This is a genomic window from Streptomyces sp. NPDC037054 (genome assembly GCF_055606745.1).
In genome coordinates this window covers 289762-305841 of record NZ_JBVJSJ010000002.1, presented here as the reverse complement: position 1 = coordinate 305841, position 16080 = coordinate 289762, and the positions used below count along the sequence as shown (strand labels likewise).

Annotated in this window: 13 protein-coding genes; 9 read left to right on the top strand and 4 right to left on the bottom strand. The window is 73.1% G+C overall.

Translation table 11 applies throughout. The features are described 5' to 3' along the window. The first annotated feature begins 65 nt into the window (after positions 1-65). The 5 genes from ACZ7D7_RS06350 to rbsD all read left to right on the top strand — a co-directional run bounded on the left by ACZ7D7_RS06350 (position 66) and on the right by rbsD (position 6032). Positions 66-1124 carry a LacI family DNA-binding transcriptional regulator gene (locus ACZ7D7_RS06350; RefSeq protein WP_470822801.1) on the top strand — a complete coding sequence of 353 codons (1059 nt, stop codon included), beginning with the start codon at positions 66-68 and terminating at the stop codon, positions 1122-1124. Next, entirely contained in the window at positions 1121-2725 is a 1605-nt protein-coding gene (locus ACZ7D7_RS06345) for a sugar ABC transporter ATP-binding protein (RefSeq protein WP_470822800.1), read from the top strand. The genes ACZ7D7_RS06350 and ACZ7D7_RS06345 overlap by 4 nt, the downstream gene beginning before the upstream one ends. Further along, a complete protein-coding gene (locus ACZ7D7_RS06340; protein WP_470822799.1) occupies positions 2715-4670 on the top strand; it encodes an ABC transporter permease/substrate-binding protein in 1956 nt (651 codons plus the stop codon). The genes ACZ7D7_RS06345 and ACZ7D7_RS06340 overlap by 11 nt, the downstream gene beginning before the upstream one ends. A gap of 73 nt (positions 4671-4743) precedes the next feature. Beyond that, a complete protein-coding gene (locus ACZ7D7_RS06335) occupies positions 4744-5646 on the top strand; it encodes a ribokinase (protein WP_470822798.1) in 903 nt (300 codons plus the stop codon). Further along, positions 5643-6032, top strand: coding sequence for a D-ribose pyranase (gene rbsD, locus ACZ7D7_RS06330; protein ID WP_470822797.1), 390 nt, complete (start codon positions 5643-5645; stop codon positions 6030-6032). The genes ACZ7D7_RS06335 and rbsD overlap by 4 nt, the downstream gene beginning before the upstream one ends. 219 nt (positions 6033-6251) lie before the next feature. On the opposite strand, the gene ACZ7D7_RS06325 is transcribed toward rbsD, so the two are convergent. Genes ACZ7D7_RS06325 through ACZ7D7_RS06315 form a run of 3 tightly spaced genes read right to left on the bottom strand, consistent with a single transcriptional unit; the run spans position 6252 to position 9387 of the window. After that, positions 6252-7049 (bottom strand): sugar phosphate isomerase/epimerase family protein, encoded by a 798-nt coding sequence (locus ACZ7D7_RS06325; protein WP_470823192.1) that lies wholly within the window; start codon positions 7047-7049, stop codon positions 6252-6254. Positions 7050-7084: 35 nt separating this feature from the next. Beyond that, positions 7085-8239 carry a dihydrodipicolinate synthase family protein gene (locus tag ACZ7D7_RS06320; protein ID WP_470822796.1) on the bottom strand — a complete coding sequence of 385 codons (1155 nt, stop codon included), beginning with the start codon at positions 8237-8239 and terminating at the stop codon, positions 7085-7087. Then, positions 8236-9387: a Gfo/Idh/MocA family protein gene (locus tag ACZ7D7_RS06315; protein ID WP_470822795.1), complete on the bottom strand. Its 1152-nt coding sequence runs from the start codon at positions 9385-9387 to the stop codon at positions 8236-8238. The genes ACZ7D7_RS06320 and ACZ7D7_RS06315 overlap by 4 nt, the downstream gene beginning before the upstream one ends. A 242-nt stretch (positions 9388-9629) precedes the next feature. On the opposite strand from ACZ7D7_RS06315, the gene ACZ7D7_RS06310 reads away from it, so the two are divergent. After that, positions 9630-10676, top strand: coding sequence for a LacI family DNA-binding transcriptional regulator (locus ACZ7D7_RS06310; protein WP_470822794.1), 1047 nt, complete (start codon positions 9630-9632; stop codon positions 10674-10676). Between the two features lie 741 nt (positions 10677-11417). After that, positions 11418-12218, top strand: a complete 801-nt coding sequence (locus tag ACZ7D7_RS06305) for a sugar phosphate isomerase/epimerase family protein (protein ID WP_470822793.1) — start codon at positions 11418-11420, stop codon at positions 12216-12218. Here the strand turns inward: ACZ7D7_RS06305 and ACZ7D7_RS06300 are convergent. Then, entirely contained in the window at positions 12158-13102 is a 945-nt protein-coding gene (locus ACZ7D7_RS06300) for an EamA family transporter (RefSeq protein ID WP_470822792.1), read from the bottom strand. The two genes, ACZ7D7_RS06305 and ACZ7D7_RS06300, sit on opposite strands and share 61 nt — an antisense overlap. A gap of 114 nt (positions 13103-13216) precedes the next feature. On the opposite strand from ACZ7D7_RS06300, the gene ACZ7D7_RS06295 reads away from it, so the two are divergent. After that, positions 13217-14122: a LysR family transcriptional regulator gene (locus ACZ7D7_RS06295; protein WP_470822791.1), complete on the top strand. Its 906-nt coding sequence runs from the start codon at positions 13217-13219 to the stop codon at positions 14120-14122. A gap of 85 nt (positions 14123-14207) precedes the next feature. After that, positions 14208-16040 (top strand): glycoside hydrolase family 3 protein, encoded by a 1833-nt coding sequence (locus ACZ7D7_RS06290; protein WP_470822790.1) that lies wholly within the window; start codon positions 14208-14210, stop codon positions 16038-16040. The last annotated feature ends 40 nt before the right edge of the window (positions 16041-16080 follow it).

Below are 16080 nucleotides of genomic sequence, written 5' to 3'. Positions count from 1 at the left end.
GTTTTCAGCCGTGTAATCGTTTCCAATCCTCCGTGTAATCGATTCCACGAGGAGGTGGAACGGCGATGGCGGGCATCAAGGACGTTGCCGCCGCGGCCGGGCTGTCCGTGGCCACCGTGTCGCGGGTGCTGAACGACCATCCGTCGGTCAGTGACGACGCGCGCAGACGCGTGACGGCCGCCGTGGAGGCGCTGGGGTACCGGCCGAACGCCGTCGCCCGTTCCCTGCGGACCGATCAGACCCGCACCCTCGGCCTCGTCATCAGCGACGTGCTCAACCCGTACTTCACGGCCCTCGCCCGGTCCGTGGAGGAGGAGGCGCGCTCGCTCGGGTACAGCGTGATCATCGGCAACGCCGACGAGCGGCCCGATCTCCAGGACCACCACGTGCGGACGCTGCTCGACCGGCGCATCGACGGGCTGCTCGTGTCGCCCACCGACGGCGGTTCGCCGCTGATGCTCGACGCCGCCCGGGGCGGGACCCCGATGGTCTTCGTCGACCGGTGGATCCCCGGCGTGGACGTGCCCGTGGTGCGGTCGGACGGCCGGGCCGCCGTGCGGGATCTCGTCGCGCACCTGTACGGGCTCGGACACCGCCGCCTCGCGATCATCGCGGGACCGGCGGCGACCACGACCGGCCGCGAGCGGGTGGACGCCTTCCGGGAGGCGCTGCACGCGTACGGGCTGCCCTTGCCGGACGCGTACGTCGGGCAGGGCGACTTCCAGGCCGAGAGCGGGCGGCGCGTCACCGAGGGGTTCCTCGCGCTGCCCGAGCCGCCCGAGGTCGTCTTCGCCACCGACAACCTGATGGCGCTCGGCGCGCTCGACGCGATCCGTGCCCGGGGGATGCGGGTGCCCGAGGACATCGGGCTCGCCGCGTTCGACGACATCCCGTGGTTCGTGCACACCGATCCCCCGGTCACCGCCGTCGCCCAGCCGACGGGCGAGCTGGGCCGCGCCGCCGTGCGCGCGCTGGTCGACCGCGTGGAGGGACGGGACGGCGCGTCCGTCACCCTCCCGGCCCGGCTCGTCGTGCGCCGCTCGTGCGGCGAGCCCCCCGGCGGGCCTCCCGCTCCCTCCGCCCCGTCCTTGGCCCCGTCCCCCGTACGAAGGAGTACGTCGTGAGCAACCCTGACGAGTTGCTGCGCATCGAGGGCATCCGCAAGACCTTTCCCGGCGTGGTGGCGCTCGACGGCGTCGACTTCGAGCTGCGCCGGGGCGAGGTCCATGTGCTGCTCGGTGAGAACGGCGCCGGCAAGAGCACGCTCATCAAGATGCTCTCCGGCGCGTACACGCCCGACGCCGGGCGGATCCTCGTAGGCGGCAAGGAGGTGCGCATCAGTGGTGCGCAGGACTCCGAGCGCCTCGGGATCGCGACGATCTACCAGGAGTTCAACCTGGTGCCCGATCTGACCGTCGCCGAGAACATCTTCCTGGGCCGGCAGCCGCGCCGCCTCGGCATGATCGACCGCAAGCGGATGGAGGCCGCGGCCGCCGTCCTGCTGGAGCGGGTCGGCGTGAACGTGTCGCCACGCGCACGCGTGCGTGAACTCGGCATCGCGCGGCTCCAGATGGTCGAGATCGCCAAGGCGCTGAGCCTGAACGCGCGCGTGCTGATCATGGACGAGCCGACGGCCGTGCTCACCTCCGAGGAGGTGGAGAAGCTGTTCGCCATCGTGCGCACGCTGCGCGAGGACGGCGTCGGCGTCGTCTTCATCACCCACCACCTGGAGGAGATCGCCGCGCTCGGCGACCGCGTCACCGTCATCCGCGACGGCCGCAGCGTCGGACAGGTGCCGGCGACCGCCTCGGAGGACGAGCTGGTACGGCTCATGGTCGGGCGGTCCATCGAGCAGCAGTATCCGCGCGAGCGGGCCGCCGCCGGTGAGGTCCTGCTGAAGGTCGACGGACTCACCCGCGACGGCGTGTTCCACGACGTGAGCTTCGAGGTGCGCGCCGGTGAGGTCGTCGGCATCGCGGGCCTCGTGGGCGCCGGGCGGACGGAGGTCGTCCGTGCCGTGTTCGGCGCCGACCCCTACGACCGGGGTGCCGTCAGGGTCGGCGGCCGGCCGCTGCGGCGCCACGACGTGAACGCCGCGATGGCGGCCGGCGTCGGCCTCGTCCCGGAGGACCGCAAGGGCCAGGGGCTGGTGCTGGACGCGTCCGTCGAGGAGAACCTCGGCTTGGTGACGCTGCGTTCGGCCACGCGCGCGGGGCTCGTCGACCTGAAGAGTCAGCGCGAGGCGGCCGGGCGGATCGCGGGGCAGCTCGGGGTGCGGATGGCCGGGCTCGGCCAGCACGTGCGCACGTTGTCCGGCGGCAACCAGCAGAAGGTCGTCATCGGCAAATGGCTGCTGGCGGACACCAAGGTACTCATCCTCGACGAGCCGACGCGCGGCATCGACGTCGGCGCCAAGGTCGAGATCTACCAGCTCGTCAACGAGCTGACGGCCGCCGGGGCCGCCGTCCTGATGATCTCCAGCGACCTGCCCGAGGTGCTCGGCATGAGCGACCGGGTGCTGGTGATGGCGCAGGGCCGGATCGCGGGCGAACTCGCCGCGGGCGAGGCCACGCAGGACGCCGTGATGGCGCTCGCCGTCAGCACCCCCACCACCACGGTCGAGAAGACCACGGCCGAGAAGACCACGGCCGAGAAGGCCGCCGTCGAGAAGACCACTGTCGACAAGACCGACGCCACCGAAGAGGAGGCCTCCCGTGGCCACTGACACGCTCAAGAGCTCCGCGGGCGCGCGGGGCGCCTCGGGCGGCCTGCGCCGCCTGCTGCTCGACAACGGCGCGCTCACCGCGCTCATCGTCCTCGTCGTCGCCATGTCGGCGCTGTCCGGCGACTTCCTGACGACGGACAACCTGCTCAACATCGGCGTCCAGGCCGCCGTGACGGCGATCCTCGCGTTCGGCGTCACCTTCGTGATCGTCTCGGCGGGCATCGACCTGTCGGTCGGCTCCGTCGCCGCCCTGTCGGCGACCGTCCTGGCGTGGAGCGCGACCTCGGCCGGCGTGCCGGTCGCCCTCGCGGTCGTCCTGGCCGTCGGCACGGGCATCGCCTGCGGCCTGGTCAACGGCTTCCTCGTGTCGTACGGCAAACTGCCGCCGTTCATCGCGACCCTGGCCATGCTGTCCGTGGCGCGCGGTCTGTCGCTGGTGATCTCGCAGGGCTCCCCGATCCCGTTCCCGGACTCCGTGTCGCGCCTCGGTGACGTGCTCGGCGGCTGGCTGCCGGTGCCGGTCCTCGTGATGGTGGCGCTCGGGCTGCTCACGGCGTTCGTGCTGGGCCGGACGTACATCGGGCGTTCCATGTACGCGATCGGCGGCAACGAGGAGGCGGCCCGGCTGTCCGGGCTGCGGGTGAAGAAGCAGAAGCTCGCCATCTACGCCCTGTCGGGTCTGTTCGCCGCCGCCGCGGGCATCGTGCTCGCCGCCCGGCTGTCGTCCGCGCAGCCGCAGGCCGCGCAGGGCTACGAGCTGGACGCGATCGCCGCCGTCGTCATCGGCGGTGCCTCGCTGGCGGGCGGCACCGGCAAGGCGTCCGGGACACTGATCGGCGCGCTGATCCTCGCGGTGCTGCGCAACGGCCTCAACCTCCTTTCGGTGTCGGCGTTCTGGCAGCAGGTCGTCATCGGTGTGGTCATCGCGCTGGCGGTGCTGCTGGACACGGTGCGGCGCAAGGCCGGGGCCGCTCCGGCGGCGGCCGGTACGGGCACGCCGGGCGGGCGGGGCAAGCAGGCAGCGACGTACGTGATCGCGGCCGTGGTCGCGGTGGCCGTCGTCGGCGCGATGTCCTTCCTGCACAACGGCTCCTCGGCGACGAAGACGCAGAAGGTGGGCCTGTCGCTGTCGACGCTCAACAACCCGTTCTTCGTGCAGATCCGCGACGGAGCCGAGGCCGAGGCGAAGCGGCTGGGCGTGGACCTGACGGTGACGGACGCCCAGAACGACGCCTCGCAGCAGGCCAACCAGTTGCAGAACTTCACCAGCGGCGGCCTCTCCGCGATCGTCGTCAACCCGGTCGACTCGGACGCGGCGGGCCCCTCGGTGCGCTCCGCGAACAAGGCCGGCATCCCCGTCGTCGCCGTCGACCGGGGCGTCAACAAGGCCGAGACGTCGGCCCTCGTCGCCTCCGACAACGTGGCGGGCGGCCGGCAGGGCGCCAAGGCGCTGGCCGAGAAGCTGGGCGGCAAGGGCACCATCGTCATCCTCCAGGGCCAGGCCGGTACGTCCGCCAGCCGGGAGCGCGGCGCGGGCTTCGCCGAGGGCCTGAAGGAGTACCCGGGCATCAAGGTCGTCGCCAAGCAGCCCGCGGACTTCGACCGCACCAAGGGCCTCGACGTGATGACGAACCTGCTCCAGGCCCACCCGGACGTCGACGGCGTGTTCGCGGAGAACGACGAGATGGCGCTCGGCGCGATCAAGGCCCTCGGTTCGAAGGCCGGGAAGTCGGTCCAGGTCGTCGGCTTCGACGGCACGCCTGACGGCCTGAAGGCGGTCGAGGCGGGCACGCTGTACGCGTCCGTCGCGCAGGTGCCGCGGGAGCTCGGCAGGATCGCCGTCGCCAACGCCCTGCGGGCGGCGGAGGACGAGAAGGTCAGCGGGACGGTCAAGGTGCCGGTGAAGGTGGTCACGAAGGAGAACGTGGCCGGGTTCGGCGGCTGACGACCGGACGGCGGGCGGGCGGTCACGACCCTGTGGCCGCCCGCCCCGGGTCACTCACGTGGGGAGCCAATTCATGTACGACTACGACCTCTTGGTCGTGGGGTCGGCCAACGCCGACCTGGTGATCGGCGTCGAGCGGCGCCCGGCGGCGGGCGAGACGGTGCTCGGCTCCGACCTGTCCGTCCACCCGGGCGGCAAGGGCGCGAACCAGGCGGTCGCCGCCGCCCGGCTCGGGGCCCGTACGGCCCTGCTGGCCCGGGTCGGCGACGACGCGCACGGCAGGCTGCTGCTGGACTCGCAGCGCGCGGCCGGCGTGGACACGGTGGGCGTGCTGGTGGGCGGTGCGCCGACCGGCGTGGCGCTGATCACGGTCGACCCGTCCGGCGACAACAGCATCGTCGTCTCGCCCGGCGCCAACGGCCGGCTGACGCCGGACGACGTGCGGGCCGCCGGGAGCCTGTTCCACGCCGCGCGGGTGGTGTCGGCGCAGCTGGAGATTCCGCTGGAGACGGTCGTGGAGGTGGTGCGGGCGCTGGCGCCGGAGAGCCGTTTCGTGCTGAACCCGTCACCGCCGCGCCCGCTGCCCGCCGAGGTGCTGGCGGCCTGCGACCCGCTCATCGTGAACGAGCACGAGGCGAAGGTGATCCTGGGCGACGCGGCCGTGGGGGACGCCCCGGAGGACTGGGCGCGCGTGCTGCTGGCGAAGGGCCCGCGTTCGGTGGTGGTGACGCTGGGCGCGCGGGGCGCGCTGGTGGCCGACGCGGGCGGGACGACGCGGGTGCCGGCGGTGCCGGTGGAGGCGGTCGACACGACGGGCGCCGGTGACGCGTTCACGGCGGCGCTGGCCTGGCGGCTCGGGGCGGGCGAGTCCCTGGCCGACGCCGCGGCGTACGCGGCGCGGGTCGGGGCGGCGGCCGTGACGCGGCGGGGCGCGCAGGAGTCGTTCCCGACGGCGGCGGAGGTCGGGGCCGGGTGAAGCGGGCCGGGATACTCAACCGCCGGCTGGCCGGGGAGCTGGCCGCTCTCGGGCACGGGGACGGCGTGCTGGTGTGCGACGTGGGCATGCCGGTGCCGGACGGGCCGCGCCTGGTGGACCTGGCGTTCCGGGCCGGGGTGCCGTCGTTCGCGGAGGTGCTGGACGGTCTGCTGGCCGAGCTGGTGGTGGAGGGCGCGACGGCGGCGACGGAGGTCCGCGCGGCGAACCCGGAGGCGGCGGCGCTGCTCGACGCCCGCTTCCCGGCGCTGGGCCTCGTGCCGCACGAGCGCCTGAAGGAGCTGTCGGCCGGCGCCCGCCTGATCGTCCGCACCGGCGAGGCACGGCCGTACGCGAACGTGCTGCTCAGGTGCGGCGTGTTCTTCTGACACACCCGGCAGCCGCCGCGTACAAGCTGAGAGGGCCCGGTCTGATGACCGGGCCCCCTTAGCTTTCCCCTCCCGCAGAACCTCCCGATCCCCCCGGATCTCCCCCTCCTGGAGGTTCTGATGCCAAGTACGACCCACCACCGGCGGAAAGGGTTGCACGCGCGCGTGGAGAATTTTTCCGGCGGCCGGGAGAGACCCTCCGAGACCCCCGGCCGCGGCTCAGGCGGCGTGCTCCACGAACCGCGCCGCCGTCTCGGCGAGCACCTCGCGGCCGTCCCGCGCCCACAGGTCGTCGTTGAACAGCTCGACCTCGATGGCGCCGGTGTACCCGGCGGCCTCCACGTAGCCCTTCCACTCGCGCATGTCGATCGAGCCGTCGCCGATCTGGCCGCGGCCGTTGAGGACGCCCTCGGGCAGCGGGGTGGTCCAGTCGGCGAGCTGGAAGGTGTGGATGCGTCCGGCGGCGCCCGCGCGGGCGATCTGCTCCGGAGCCCGGTCGTCCCACCAGATGTGGTACGTGTCGACGGTGACGCCGACCTGCTCGGCGGGGAAGCGCTCGGCGAGGTCGAGCGCCTGGCCGAGCGTGGAGACCACGCACCGGTCGGAGGCGAACATCGGGTGCAGCGGCTCGATGGCCAGCTTCACGCCGTGCCGCTCGGCGTACGGGGCCAGCTCGGCCAGTGCGTCGGCGATGCGTTCCCGGGCGCCGTGCAGGTCCTTGGAGCCGGCCGGGAGGCCGCCCGAGACGAGGACCAGCGTGTCGGTGCCGAGCGTCGCCGCCTCGTCGACGGCCCGCCGGTTGTCGTCCAGGGCGCGGGCCCGCTCCCCGGCGTCGATCGCGGTGAGGAAGCCGCCGCGGCACAGGGTGGTGACGGTCAGACCGGCGTCCCGTACGAGCTTCGCCGTGGCTTCCAGGCCGTACGACTGGACCGGCTCGCGCCACAGGCCGACGTTGCCGACGCCCAACTGCCCGCATGTTTCGGCCAGTTCGGGCAGGGACAGCTGCTTCACCGTCATCTGGTTGATCGAGAAGCGTCTCAGCGCGGGCGCGTTCACTGGGTCACCCCGTACAGGCCGAGCAGGTTCTTCATCCGTTCCTCGGCGAGCTTCGGGTCGGGGAACAGGCCCAGGCCGTCGGCGAGTTCGTAGGCGCGGGTGAAGTGCGGCAGGGAGCGGGCCGACTGCAGGCCGCCGACCATCGCGAAGTGCTCCTGGTGGCCGGCGAGCCAGGCCAGGAAGACCACGCCGGTCTTGTAGAAGCGGGTGGGCGCCTGGAAGAGGTGCCGGGACAGCTCGACGGTGGGGTCGAGGAGGTCACGGAAGCCCCGCGTGTCGCCGGTGTCGAGGACGCGGACGGCCTCGGCGGCCAGCGGGCCGAGCGGGTCGAAGATGCCGAGCAGGGCGTGACTGAAGCCCTGCTCGTCGCCGGCGATCAGCTCGGGGTAGTTGAAGTCGTCGCCGGTGTAGCAGCGGACGCCGTGCGGCAGCCTGCGGCGCAGGTCGACCTCGCGCCGGGCGTCCAGCAGGGAGATCTTGATGCCGTCGACCTTGTCGGGGTGCGCGGCGATGACCTCCAGGAAGGTGTCGGTCGCCGCGTCCAGGTCGGCCGAGCCCCAGTAGCCGGCGAGCGCCGGGTCGAACATCGGGCCCAGCCAGTGCAGGATCACCGGTTCGGCGGCCTGGCGCAGCAGGTGGCCGTAGACCTCGACGTAGTCCTCCGGCCCCCGCGCCGTGGCGGCCAGCGCCCGGGAGGCCATGAGGATGGCCTTCGCGCCGGACTCCTCGACGAGCGCGAGCTGCTCCTCGTAGGCGGCGCGGACCTCGGCGAGCGTGGCGGGGCCGGTGAGCTGGTCGGTGCCGACGCCGCAGGCGATCAGGCCGCCGACCGCCTTGGCCTCGGCGGCGCTGCGGCGGATCAGTTCGGCGGCGCCCGACCAGTCCAGGCCCATGCCGCGCTGGGCGGTGTCCATGGCCTCGGCGACCCCGAGTCCGTGGGACCACAGGTGGCGGCGGAAGGCGAGGGTGGCGTCCCAGTCGACGGCGGCGGGCGAGTCCGGGGTGACGTCGGCGAAGGGGTCGGCGACGACGTGCGCGGCGGAGTACACCGTACGGGAGGTGAAAGCGCTTCCCGGGGTGGTGGCCAGAGGTTCGGTGCGGGGCTCGTAGGTGCGCAGGGCCCCGCTCGCGTCGGGCAGTCGGATCGTCACAGCGAGATCTCCGGTACGTCGAGACGGCGGCCCTCGGCCGACGACTTCAGGCCCAGCTCGGCGAGCTGGACGCCGCGGGCGCCGGCGAGCAGGTCCCAGTGGTAGGGGGCGTCGGCGTAGACGTGCTTGAGGAACAGCTCCCACTGGGCCTTGAAGCCGTTGTCGAACTCGGCGTTGTCCGGGACCTCCTGCCACTGGTCGCGGAAGACCTCGGTGGCGGGGATGTCCGGGTTCCACACGGGCTTCGGGGTGGCGCTGCGGTGCTGGACGCGGCAGTTGCGCAGGCCCGCGACGGCCGACCCCTCGGTCCCGTCGACCTGGAACTCCACCAGCTCGTCGCGGTTGACGCGCACGGTCCAGGAGGAGTTGATCTGGGCGATCGCGCCGCCGTCGAGTTCGAAGACGCCGTAGGCGGCGTCGTCGGCGGTGGCGTCGTAGGGCTTGCCGTTCTCGTCCCAGCGCTGCGGGATGTGGGTGGCGGTGAGGGCCTGGACGGACTTCACGCGGCCGAACAGCTCGTGCAGCACGTACTCCCAGTGCGGGAACATGTCGACGACGATGCCGCCGCCGTCCTCCGCGCGGTAGTTCCACGACGGGCGCTGGGCGTCCTGCCAGTCGCCCTCGAAGACCCAGTAGCCGAACTCGCCGCGCACGGACAGGATGCGGCCGAAGAAGCCGCCGTCGATCAGCCGCTTCAGCTTGAGCAGGCCGGGCAGGAACAGCTTGTCCTGGACGACGCCGTGCTTGATGCCGGCCTCGTTCGCGAGGCGGGCGAGCTCCAGGGCGCCGTCGAGGCCGGTGGCGGTGGGCTTCTCGGTGTAGAGGTGCTTGCCCGCGGCGATCGCCTTGCGCAGGGCCTCCTCACGGGCGGAGGTGACCTGCGCGTCGAAGTAGATGTCGACGGTCTCGTCGGCGAGGACGGCGTCCAGGTCCGTCGAGACGTGCTCCAGGCCGTGCTGCTCGGCCAGCGCCCTGAGCGCGTGCTCTCGGCGGCCGACCAGGATCGGCTCCGGCCACAGCACGGTGCCGTCGCCGAGGTCGAGGCCGCCCTGTTCACGGATGGCCAGGATGGAACGGACCAGGTGCTGGCGGTAGCCCATGCGCCCGGTCACGCCGTTCATGGCGATACGCACCGTCTTGCGTGTCACGTCATTCCCTTCATAGGCGCCACCGGTTCCACCGGGGCCCGTCCGTCACTCGCCGACTGCCCGCCGACCGCCTCGGGGTGCCGGTTTCACTGGTGAGCGTTACAGCAAGCGCTTTCTATGTGTAGAGAAGCTAGCCTCTGAACAGCGGTCTGGACAAGACCGGGGTCGGGGACGAGTTGTTCCGTGCCCGTCGGCCGGCCCGGGACGGCCGACGACGAACGCGCGAGGCGGAGGACTAATACATGACGGTGACCCTGGCGGACGTGGCGGCCCGCGCGCAGGTCTCCCCCGCGACGGTGTCGCGCGTGCTGAACGGCAACTATCCCGTGGCGGCCTCCACCCGGGAGCGGGTGCTGAAAGCGGTGGACGAGCTGGACTACGTCCTCAACGGCCCCGCGAGCGCGCTGGCCGCCGCCACCTCCGACCTGGTCGGCATCCTGGTCAACGACATCGCCGACCCGTTCTTCGGGATCATGGCGAGCGCCATCCAGGCCGAGATCGGCGGGCCGGGGGGCCGCGCGGGCGGCGAGCGGCTGGCCGTCGTCTGCAACACCGGCGGCTCCCCCGAACGCGAGCTGACCTACCTCACCCTGCTCCAGCGGCAGCGCGCCGCGGCGGTCGTCCTGACCGGCGGGGCCCTGGAGAACGCGGCTCACAAGGCCGCCGTGGCGGCGAAGCTGCGGAAGCTGGCGGACGCCGGGACGCGGGTCGTGCTGTGCGGTCGTCCGCCGGCGCCGGAGACGTCGGCGATCGCGCTGACCTTCGACAACCGGGGCGGCGGGCAGGAGCTGACCGAGCACCTCATCGGGCTCGGGCACCGGCGGCTCGGGTACATCGCGGGGCCGGAGGAACGTACGACCACGCGGCACCGGCTGGAGGGCCATCGCGCCGCGCTCGCCGGGCACGGCATCGAGGAGGACCCGCGGTGGACCGTGCACGGCCGCTACGACCGGCGGTCGGGGTACGAGGCGACGCTCGAACTCCTGCGGCGGGACGCGTCGTTGACGGCTGTCGTCGCGGCGAACGACTCCGTCGCGCTGGGCGCGTGCGCGGCGCTGCGGGACTCGGGGCTGCGGATCCCGGACGACGTGTCCGTGGCCGGTTTCGACGACCTGCCGTTCAGCATCGACGCGGTGCCGTCGCTGACGACGGTGCGGTTGCCGCTGGCGGAGGCGGGGGCGCGGGCGGGGCGGATCGCCATGGGGCGGGAGGAGGCTCCGGCGGGGGGGATCGCCACGGTGCGGGGGGAATTGATGGTGCGGGGGTCTACGGCGGGGCCCCGGGGGTGACGGTGGCGTGCCGCCAGGGCTTGCGGGGGTGACGGTGGCGTGCCGCCGGGCGTATGGGGGTGACGGTGGCGTGCCGCCGGGCGTATGGGGTTGACGGTGGCGTGCCGCCGGGCGTATGGGGGTGACGGTGGCGTGCCGCCGGGCGTATGGGGGTGACGGTGGCGTGCCGCCGGGCTTGCCGGGGTGACGGTGTTTGCGGTTACCGGTGTTGGCCAGCTGGCGTCCGCGCCCACCCGTGCCGCCCTGCGGCACGACTGCCCGCGGGGTGACGGACCCTGCGCGGGTCGTACTCGCGTGCGCCTACCGTCCACACGTGGGTCGGGGGCGTGGGGCCGGGGCGAGCCCGCCGCGGTCGGGCCCTTGCCCGGGCCCACAAGTGACCGCCGGGTGGTAACCGAGTAAGCGGCGGGCTTTCGCCCCGGCCCCACGCCCCGCTCCCGTCGTACGGCGGCTGCCGGAAGGACCTCGCTGGGGTTCGGAGGGGAATGGGGCAGCGTGCCGCAGTCGCGTACGGCGAGAAGGGGACGTGGCGGGGGGTGTCCGCCCGCAGCGGACGGCGCGTCAACGCCGCGAGCTTCTCAAGACACCTCGCCCGCGCCGTTCCGAGGACGGACACCCCCCCCGGCGCGGCCCCGACCCCACCACCGGGCCGCAGGCGCTACGCGCACCCCCACCGGAGCCGCGCAGGCCGCCGCAGGCATCCCGCGCGACCGCCGGGGGCTCCGGGTAGGGTCCGTAGGCATGAAGCTGGCGTTCTCCACTCTCGGTGTCCCCGGCCTGCCTCTCTCCGACGTGTTGCGGCTGGCCACCGATCACGGCTACCACGGCGTGGAACTGCGCGCCCACCCCGAGGAGCCGGTGCACCTCGGTCTCGCCCCCGACGAACGGGCCGCCGTGGCCGCCGAGTTCGAGGCGGCCGGCGTGGAGGTCCTCGGCCTCGCCGGGTACCCCAGGGTGGCCGCGCCGGGCGAGGACGAGCCGGTGCTCGCGGAACTGCGTGCCCTGGTCGACCTGGCCGGTGACCTGGGAGCCCCGTTCGTCAGGGTCTTTCCCGGCGCCCCGGCCGACGCGAGCCCGGAGGAGGCGGACGCGACGGCGGCCCGGCGGCTGGGCACGGCCGCCGAGCACGCCGCCGACCTGGGCGTCCGCATCCTGCTGGAGACCCACGACTCCCACCGCACCGGCGCCGACGCGATGCGCGTCCTCGGTCTGGTCGGCCACCGGCAGGTCGGCGCGCTGTGGGACGTGATGCACACGTGGCTGGGCGGCGAGCAGCCCACCGACACCTATGCCGCGCTCTCGCCCCACCTCGGCTACGTCCAGGTGAAGGACATCGCCTCCCCCGACGACACGACACCGCTGCCGCTCGGCGAGGGCGTGCTTCCGCTCGCGGAGTGCGTGGAGGTGCTGTCGCGGCACGGCTGGGACGGCTGGCTGTGCTGGGAGTACGAGAAGCGGTGGTACGAGGCCGCGCCCCCGCTTCAGGACCTCTTGGCGTCGGGCCGCGACCATCTCGCCCGGCTGCTCAACGAGTCCGCCTGAGCCCGGACGTCGACTTCGACGTTCACCACCGGCACCCGCCCCAGCGACGTCATCGCCACCCCGCCCACCAGCAGCACCGCCGCACACCACCGCAGCGGGCTCACCGGCTCGCCCAGGAACACCGCCGCCGACGTCATGCCGAACACCGGCACCAAAAGCGAGAACGGCGCCACCGTGGACGCGGGGTGACGGTGCAGGAGCCAGCCCCAGGCGCCGAAGCCGAACACCGTGCTGACCCAGGCGACGAACAGGATCGCCCCCGTGCCCTGCCAGTCCAGGGCGCGCAGCGCGGCCAGGTCCCGGTCCGGGCCCTCCAGGAGGAGTGACAGGGCCAGCAGCGGGAGCACGGGGACCGTGCTCACCCACACCATGAAGTTCAGCGCGTCGGGGGGTGAGGCCTTCCGCGTCAGGACGTTGGACACGCCCCACGCCAGCGCGCCCGCGACGACCAGGAGGAACCCGGCGAGCGGCCCTCCCGTGCCCTCGTCGACGGCTGCCACCGCCACGCCGGCCACGGCCACCGTCATGCCGAGCAGTTGGACCCGGTTCAGTCGTTCCCCGAGTACCGCGACGGCTGTCGCCGCGGTGAAGACCGCCTGTATCTGGAGGACCAGCGAGGACAGGCCCGCCGGCATGCCCTGGTCCATCCCGACGAAGACCAGGCCGAACTTGGCCACGCCCAGCGTCAGGCCCACCGCGACGATCCACTTCCACGCCGCCTTCGGGCGGCCCACGAGGAACACCGCGGGGAGGGCGGCCGCCAGGAACCGCAGTGCCGAGAACAGCAGCGGCGGGAAGTGGTCGAGGCCGATCTCGATGACCGTGAAGTTCACGCCCCAGACGGCGGCCACGAGCACGGCGAGGAAGAGGTGGGAGGGTCGCATGCGTCGAGGATCACCCGGCTCGACCGTTCAGCACCAGCGATGATTCCTGCATGGTTGGATGAAGCTCCGCTAATCAGTGCCGCCCATCAGTGGACACGCCCCCGGGAGGCTCCCGTGCTGGATCTCCAGCGTCTGCGCGCCCTGCACGCCGTCTCCCTGCACGGCACCGTCGGCGCCGCCGCGGCCGCGCTCGGGTACACGCCGTCCGCCGTGTCTCAGCAGATCGCCAAGCTGGAGCGGGAGACCCGGACCGTGCTGCTGGAGCGGGAGGGGCGGGGTGTCCGGCTCACCGATGAGGCGCGGCAACTGGCCTCTGTGGCACAGGAGTTGCTGGCGCTCGTCGAGCGGGCCGAGACGGAGCTGGAGTTGCGGCGCGGTGTGCCGTCGGGGCGGCTGACCATCGCCGCGTTCGCGTCGGCCGCGCGCGGGCTCATGCCCGCGGTGCTGGCCGATCTGGCGCGGCGGCACCCGGCGCTGGACACCCGGCTCACCGAGATCGACCCGCACCTGTCGGTGGATCTGGTCGCCAGGGGTGCCGTCGACCTCGTCGTGGCCCACGACTGGGACATCGCGCCGCTGCCCGCGCCGGCGGGGGTGGAGCAGGCGGCCATCGGCGAGGACCTGTGCGATCTGCTGGTTCCGGCAGGGCACCGGTTCGCCGGGCGGAAGGGCGTGCGGCGCGCGGAGCTGGGCGGTGAGCGGTGGATCTGCCAGCCGCCGGGGCGGGTCTGCCACGACTGGCTGATGCGGACCCTGCGGGAGGCCGGTCACGAGCCGGACATCGTCCACCAGGCGGACGAGAACCCGACCCTTGTCGCCCTCGTCGCGGCGGGGCTGGGGATCGCGCTCATCCCCCGGCTGGGCCGCGGCCCGCTGCCGGAGGGTGTGGTGGAGGTGCCCCTGGACCCCATGCCCGTACGGCGGTTGTACGCGCTGTGGCGGACCGGCGCGGCCCGGCGCCCGGCGATCGCCGAGACGGTGCGGACCCTGCGGGAGCACTGGACCTGTCCACTCCCTTGACTGGCAGAAACTTCCCGGATATTGGTGACTCCTCGGAAGTTTCCTTCAGTGGATCCTCGGCGGATCACCTCCGGAAGGAGTGCAGGTGCACCACAGCAGCACGGGAAGCACAGGAGAGACCGCAAGACCCTCCAGACGTACCGTTCTCGCCGCCACCGCGGGCATCACCGCCGCCCTCGCGGTCGGCGGCACCGCGAGGGCGGCGACGCCCGACGACAGCAGGCTCCGCGGCCTCATCTCCCGCATGACGCTGGAGGAGAAGGTCGGCCAGCTCTTCGTCATGCGGGTCTACGGCCATTCCGCCACCGCCCCCGACCAGGCCGACATCGACGCCAACCTCAAGGAGATCGGCGTCCGCACGGCGGCCGAGCTGCTCGCCAAGTACCGGGTCGGCGGCATCATCTACTTCGCCTGGGCGCACAACACCCGTGATCCGCACCAGATCGCCGCGCTGTCGAACGGCATCCAGAAGGCGTCGCTCGGCCTGCCGCGCGGCCTGCCCGTGCTGATCTCCACCGACCAGGAGCACGGCGCCGTAGCCCGCGTGGGCAAGCCCGCGACGCTGCTGCCGGGCGCGATGGCCATGGGCGCGGGCGGCTCGGTGGCCGACGCACGCGCCTTCGGCCGTATCGCGGGCCGCGAGCTGCACGCCATGGGCATCCGGCAGGACTACGCGCCCGTCGCCGACGTGAACGTCAACCCGGCCAACCCGGTCATCGGCGTACGGTCGTTCGGCTCCGAGCCGGAGGCCGTCGCGCGGATGGTCGCCGCCGAGGTGACCGGGTTCCAGACCGAGGGGGTCGCGGCCACCGCCAAGCACTTCCCCGGGCACGGCGACACCGAGACCGACAGCCACTACGGCTTCCCGGTCATCAACCACACCCGCGCCCAGTGGGACGCGCTGGACGCGCCGCCGTTCCGCGCGGCGATCGAGGCCGGCATCGACTCGATCATGACCGCCCACATCATGGTCCCGGCCCTGGACGACTCCGGTGACCCGGCCACCCTGTCCCGCCCGATCCTCACCGGCATCCTGCGCGAGGAACTCGGCTACGACGGCGTCGTGGTGACCGACTCCCTCGGCATGGCGGGCGTGCGCACCAAGTACGGCGACGACCGGGTGCCGGTGCTGGCGCTGAAGGCGGGCGTCGACCAGCTGCTCAACCCGCCGAACCTGGACGTCGCGTGGAACGCCGTGCTGACGGCCGTCCGCACCGGCGAGCTGACCGAGGAGCGGCTCGACGAGTCGATCCTCCGGGTGCTGCGCCTGAAGGCGAAGCTCGGCCTGTTCGACGACGCGTACGTCAGCCCTCGCGGTGTGGACCGCAAGGTCGGCATCCCCGCGCACCTGGAGGCGGCCGACGGGATCGCCGAGCGCACGACGACGCTGCTGGTGAACGAGGGCGGTCTGCTGCCGCTGGCGCCGAGCGAGCACGGCAAACTGCTGGTCCTGGGCGCCGACCCGGCCTCCCCGTCGGGCACCACCGGCCCGCCGACCGGCGTGCTGGCGCGCGCGCTGACCGAGCTGGGCTTCACGGCCACCGCCCTGTCGACCGGTACGGCGCCGTCCTCGGCGACCATCGCGCGGGCGGTCGCGGCGGCGCAGGACGCCGACGCGGTGGTGGTCGCGACGTACAACGTGACCGCGAGCAGCGCCCAGAAGTCGCTGGTGCGGGAGTTGCTGGCGACCGGGAAGCCGGTCGTGGCGGTCGCGATCCGCAACCCGTACGACGTGGCCCATCTGCCGGACGTACGGGCCTTCCTGGCGGCCTACTCGTGGACCGACGTGGAAGTGCGCGCGGCGGCCCGGGCCATCGCGGGCCGGGTCGCGCCGCGCGGCAAGCTGCCCGTGCCGGTGCAGCGGGTGGACGACCCGTCGCAGGTGCTGTATCCGGTCGGCCACGGGCTGACCTACTAGCCCCGGGCCGGACGGGACAGAGGGCCGTGCGCACCGGGCG

Bases quoted from the DNA above. Each gene is read 5' to 3' on its own strand.
- ACZ7D7_RS06350 (WP_470822801.1), top strand. From the start codon at position 66: ATGGCGGGCATCAAGGACGTTGCCGCCGCGGCCGGGCTGTCCGTGGCC.
- ACZ7D7_RS06335 (WP_470822798.1), top strand. From the start codon at position 4,744: ATGTACGACTACGACCTCTTGGTCGTGGGGTCGGCCAACGCCGACCTG.
- ACZ7D7_RS06325 (WP_470823192.1), bottom strand. From the start codon at position 7,049: ATGACGGTGAAGCAGCTGTCCCTGCCCGAACTGGCCGAAACATGCGGG.
- ACZ7D7_RS06310 (WP_470822794.1), top strand. From the start codon at position 9,630: ATGACGGTGACCCTGGCGGACGTGGCGGCCCGCGCGCAGGTCTCCCCC.
- ACZ7D7_RS06305 (WP_470822793.1), top strand. From the start codon at position 11,418: ATGAAGCTGGCGTTCTCCACTCTCGGTGTCCCCGGCCTGCCTCTCTCC.
- ACZ7D7_RS06300 (WP_470822792.1), bottom strand. From the start codon at position 13,102: ATGCGACCCTCCCACCTCTTCCTCGCCGTGCTCGTGGCCGCCGTCTGG.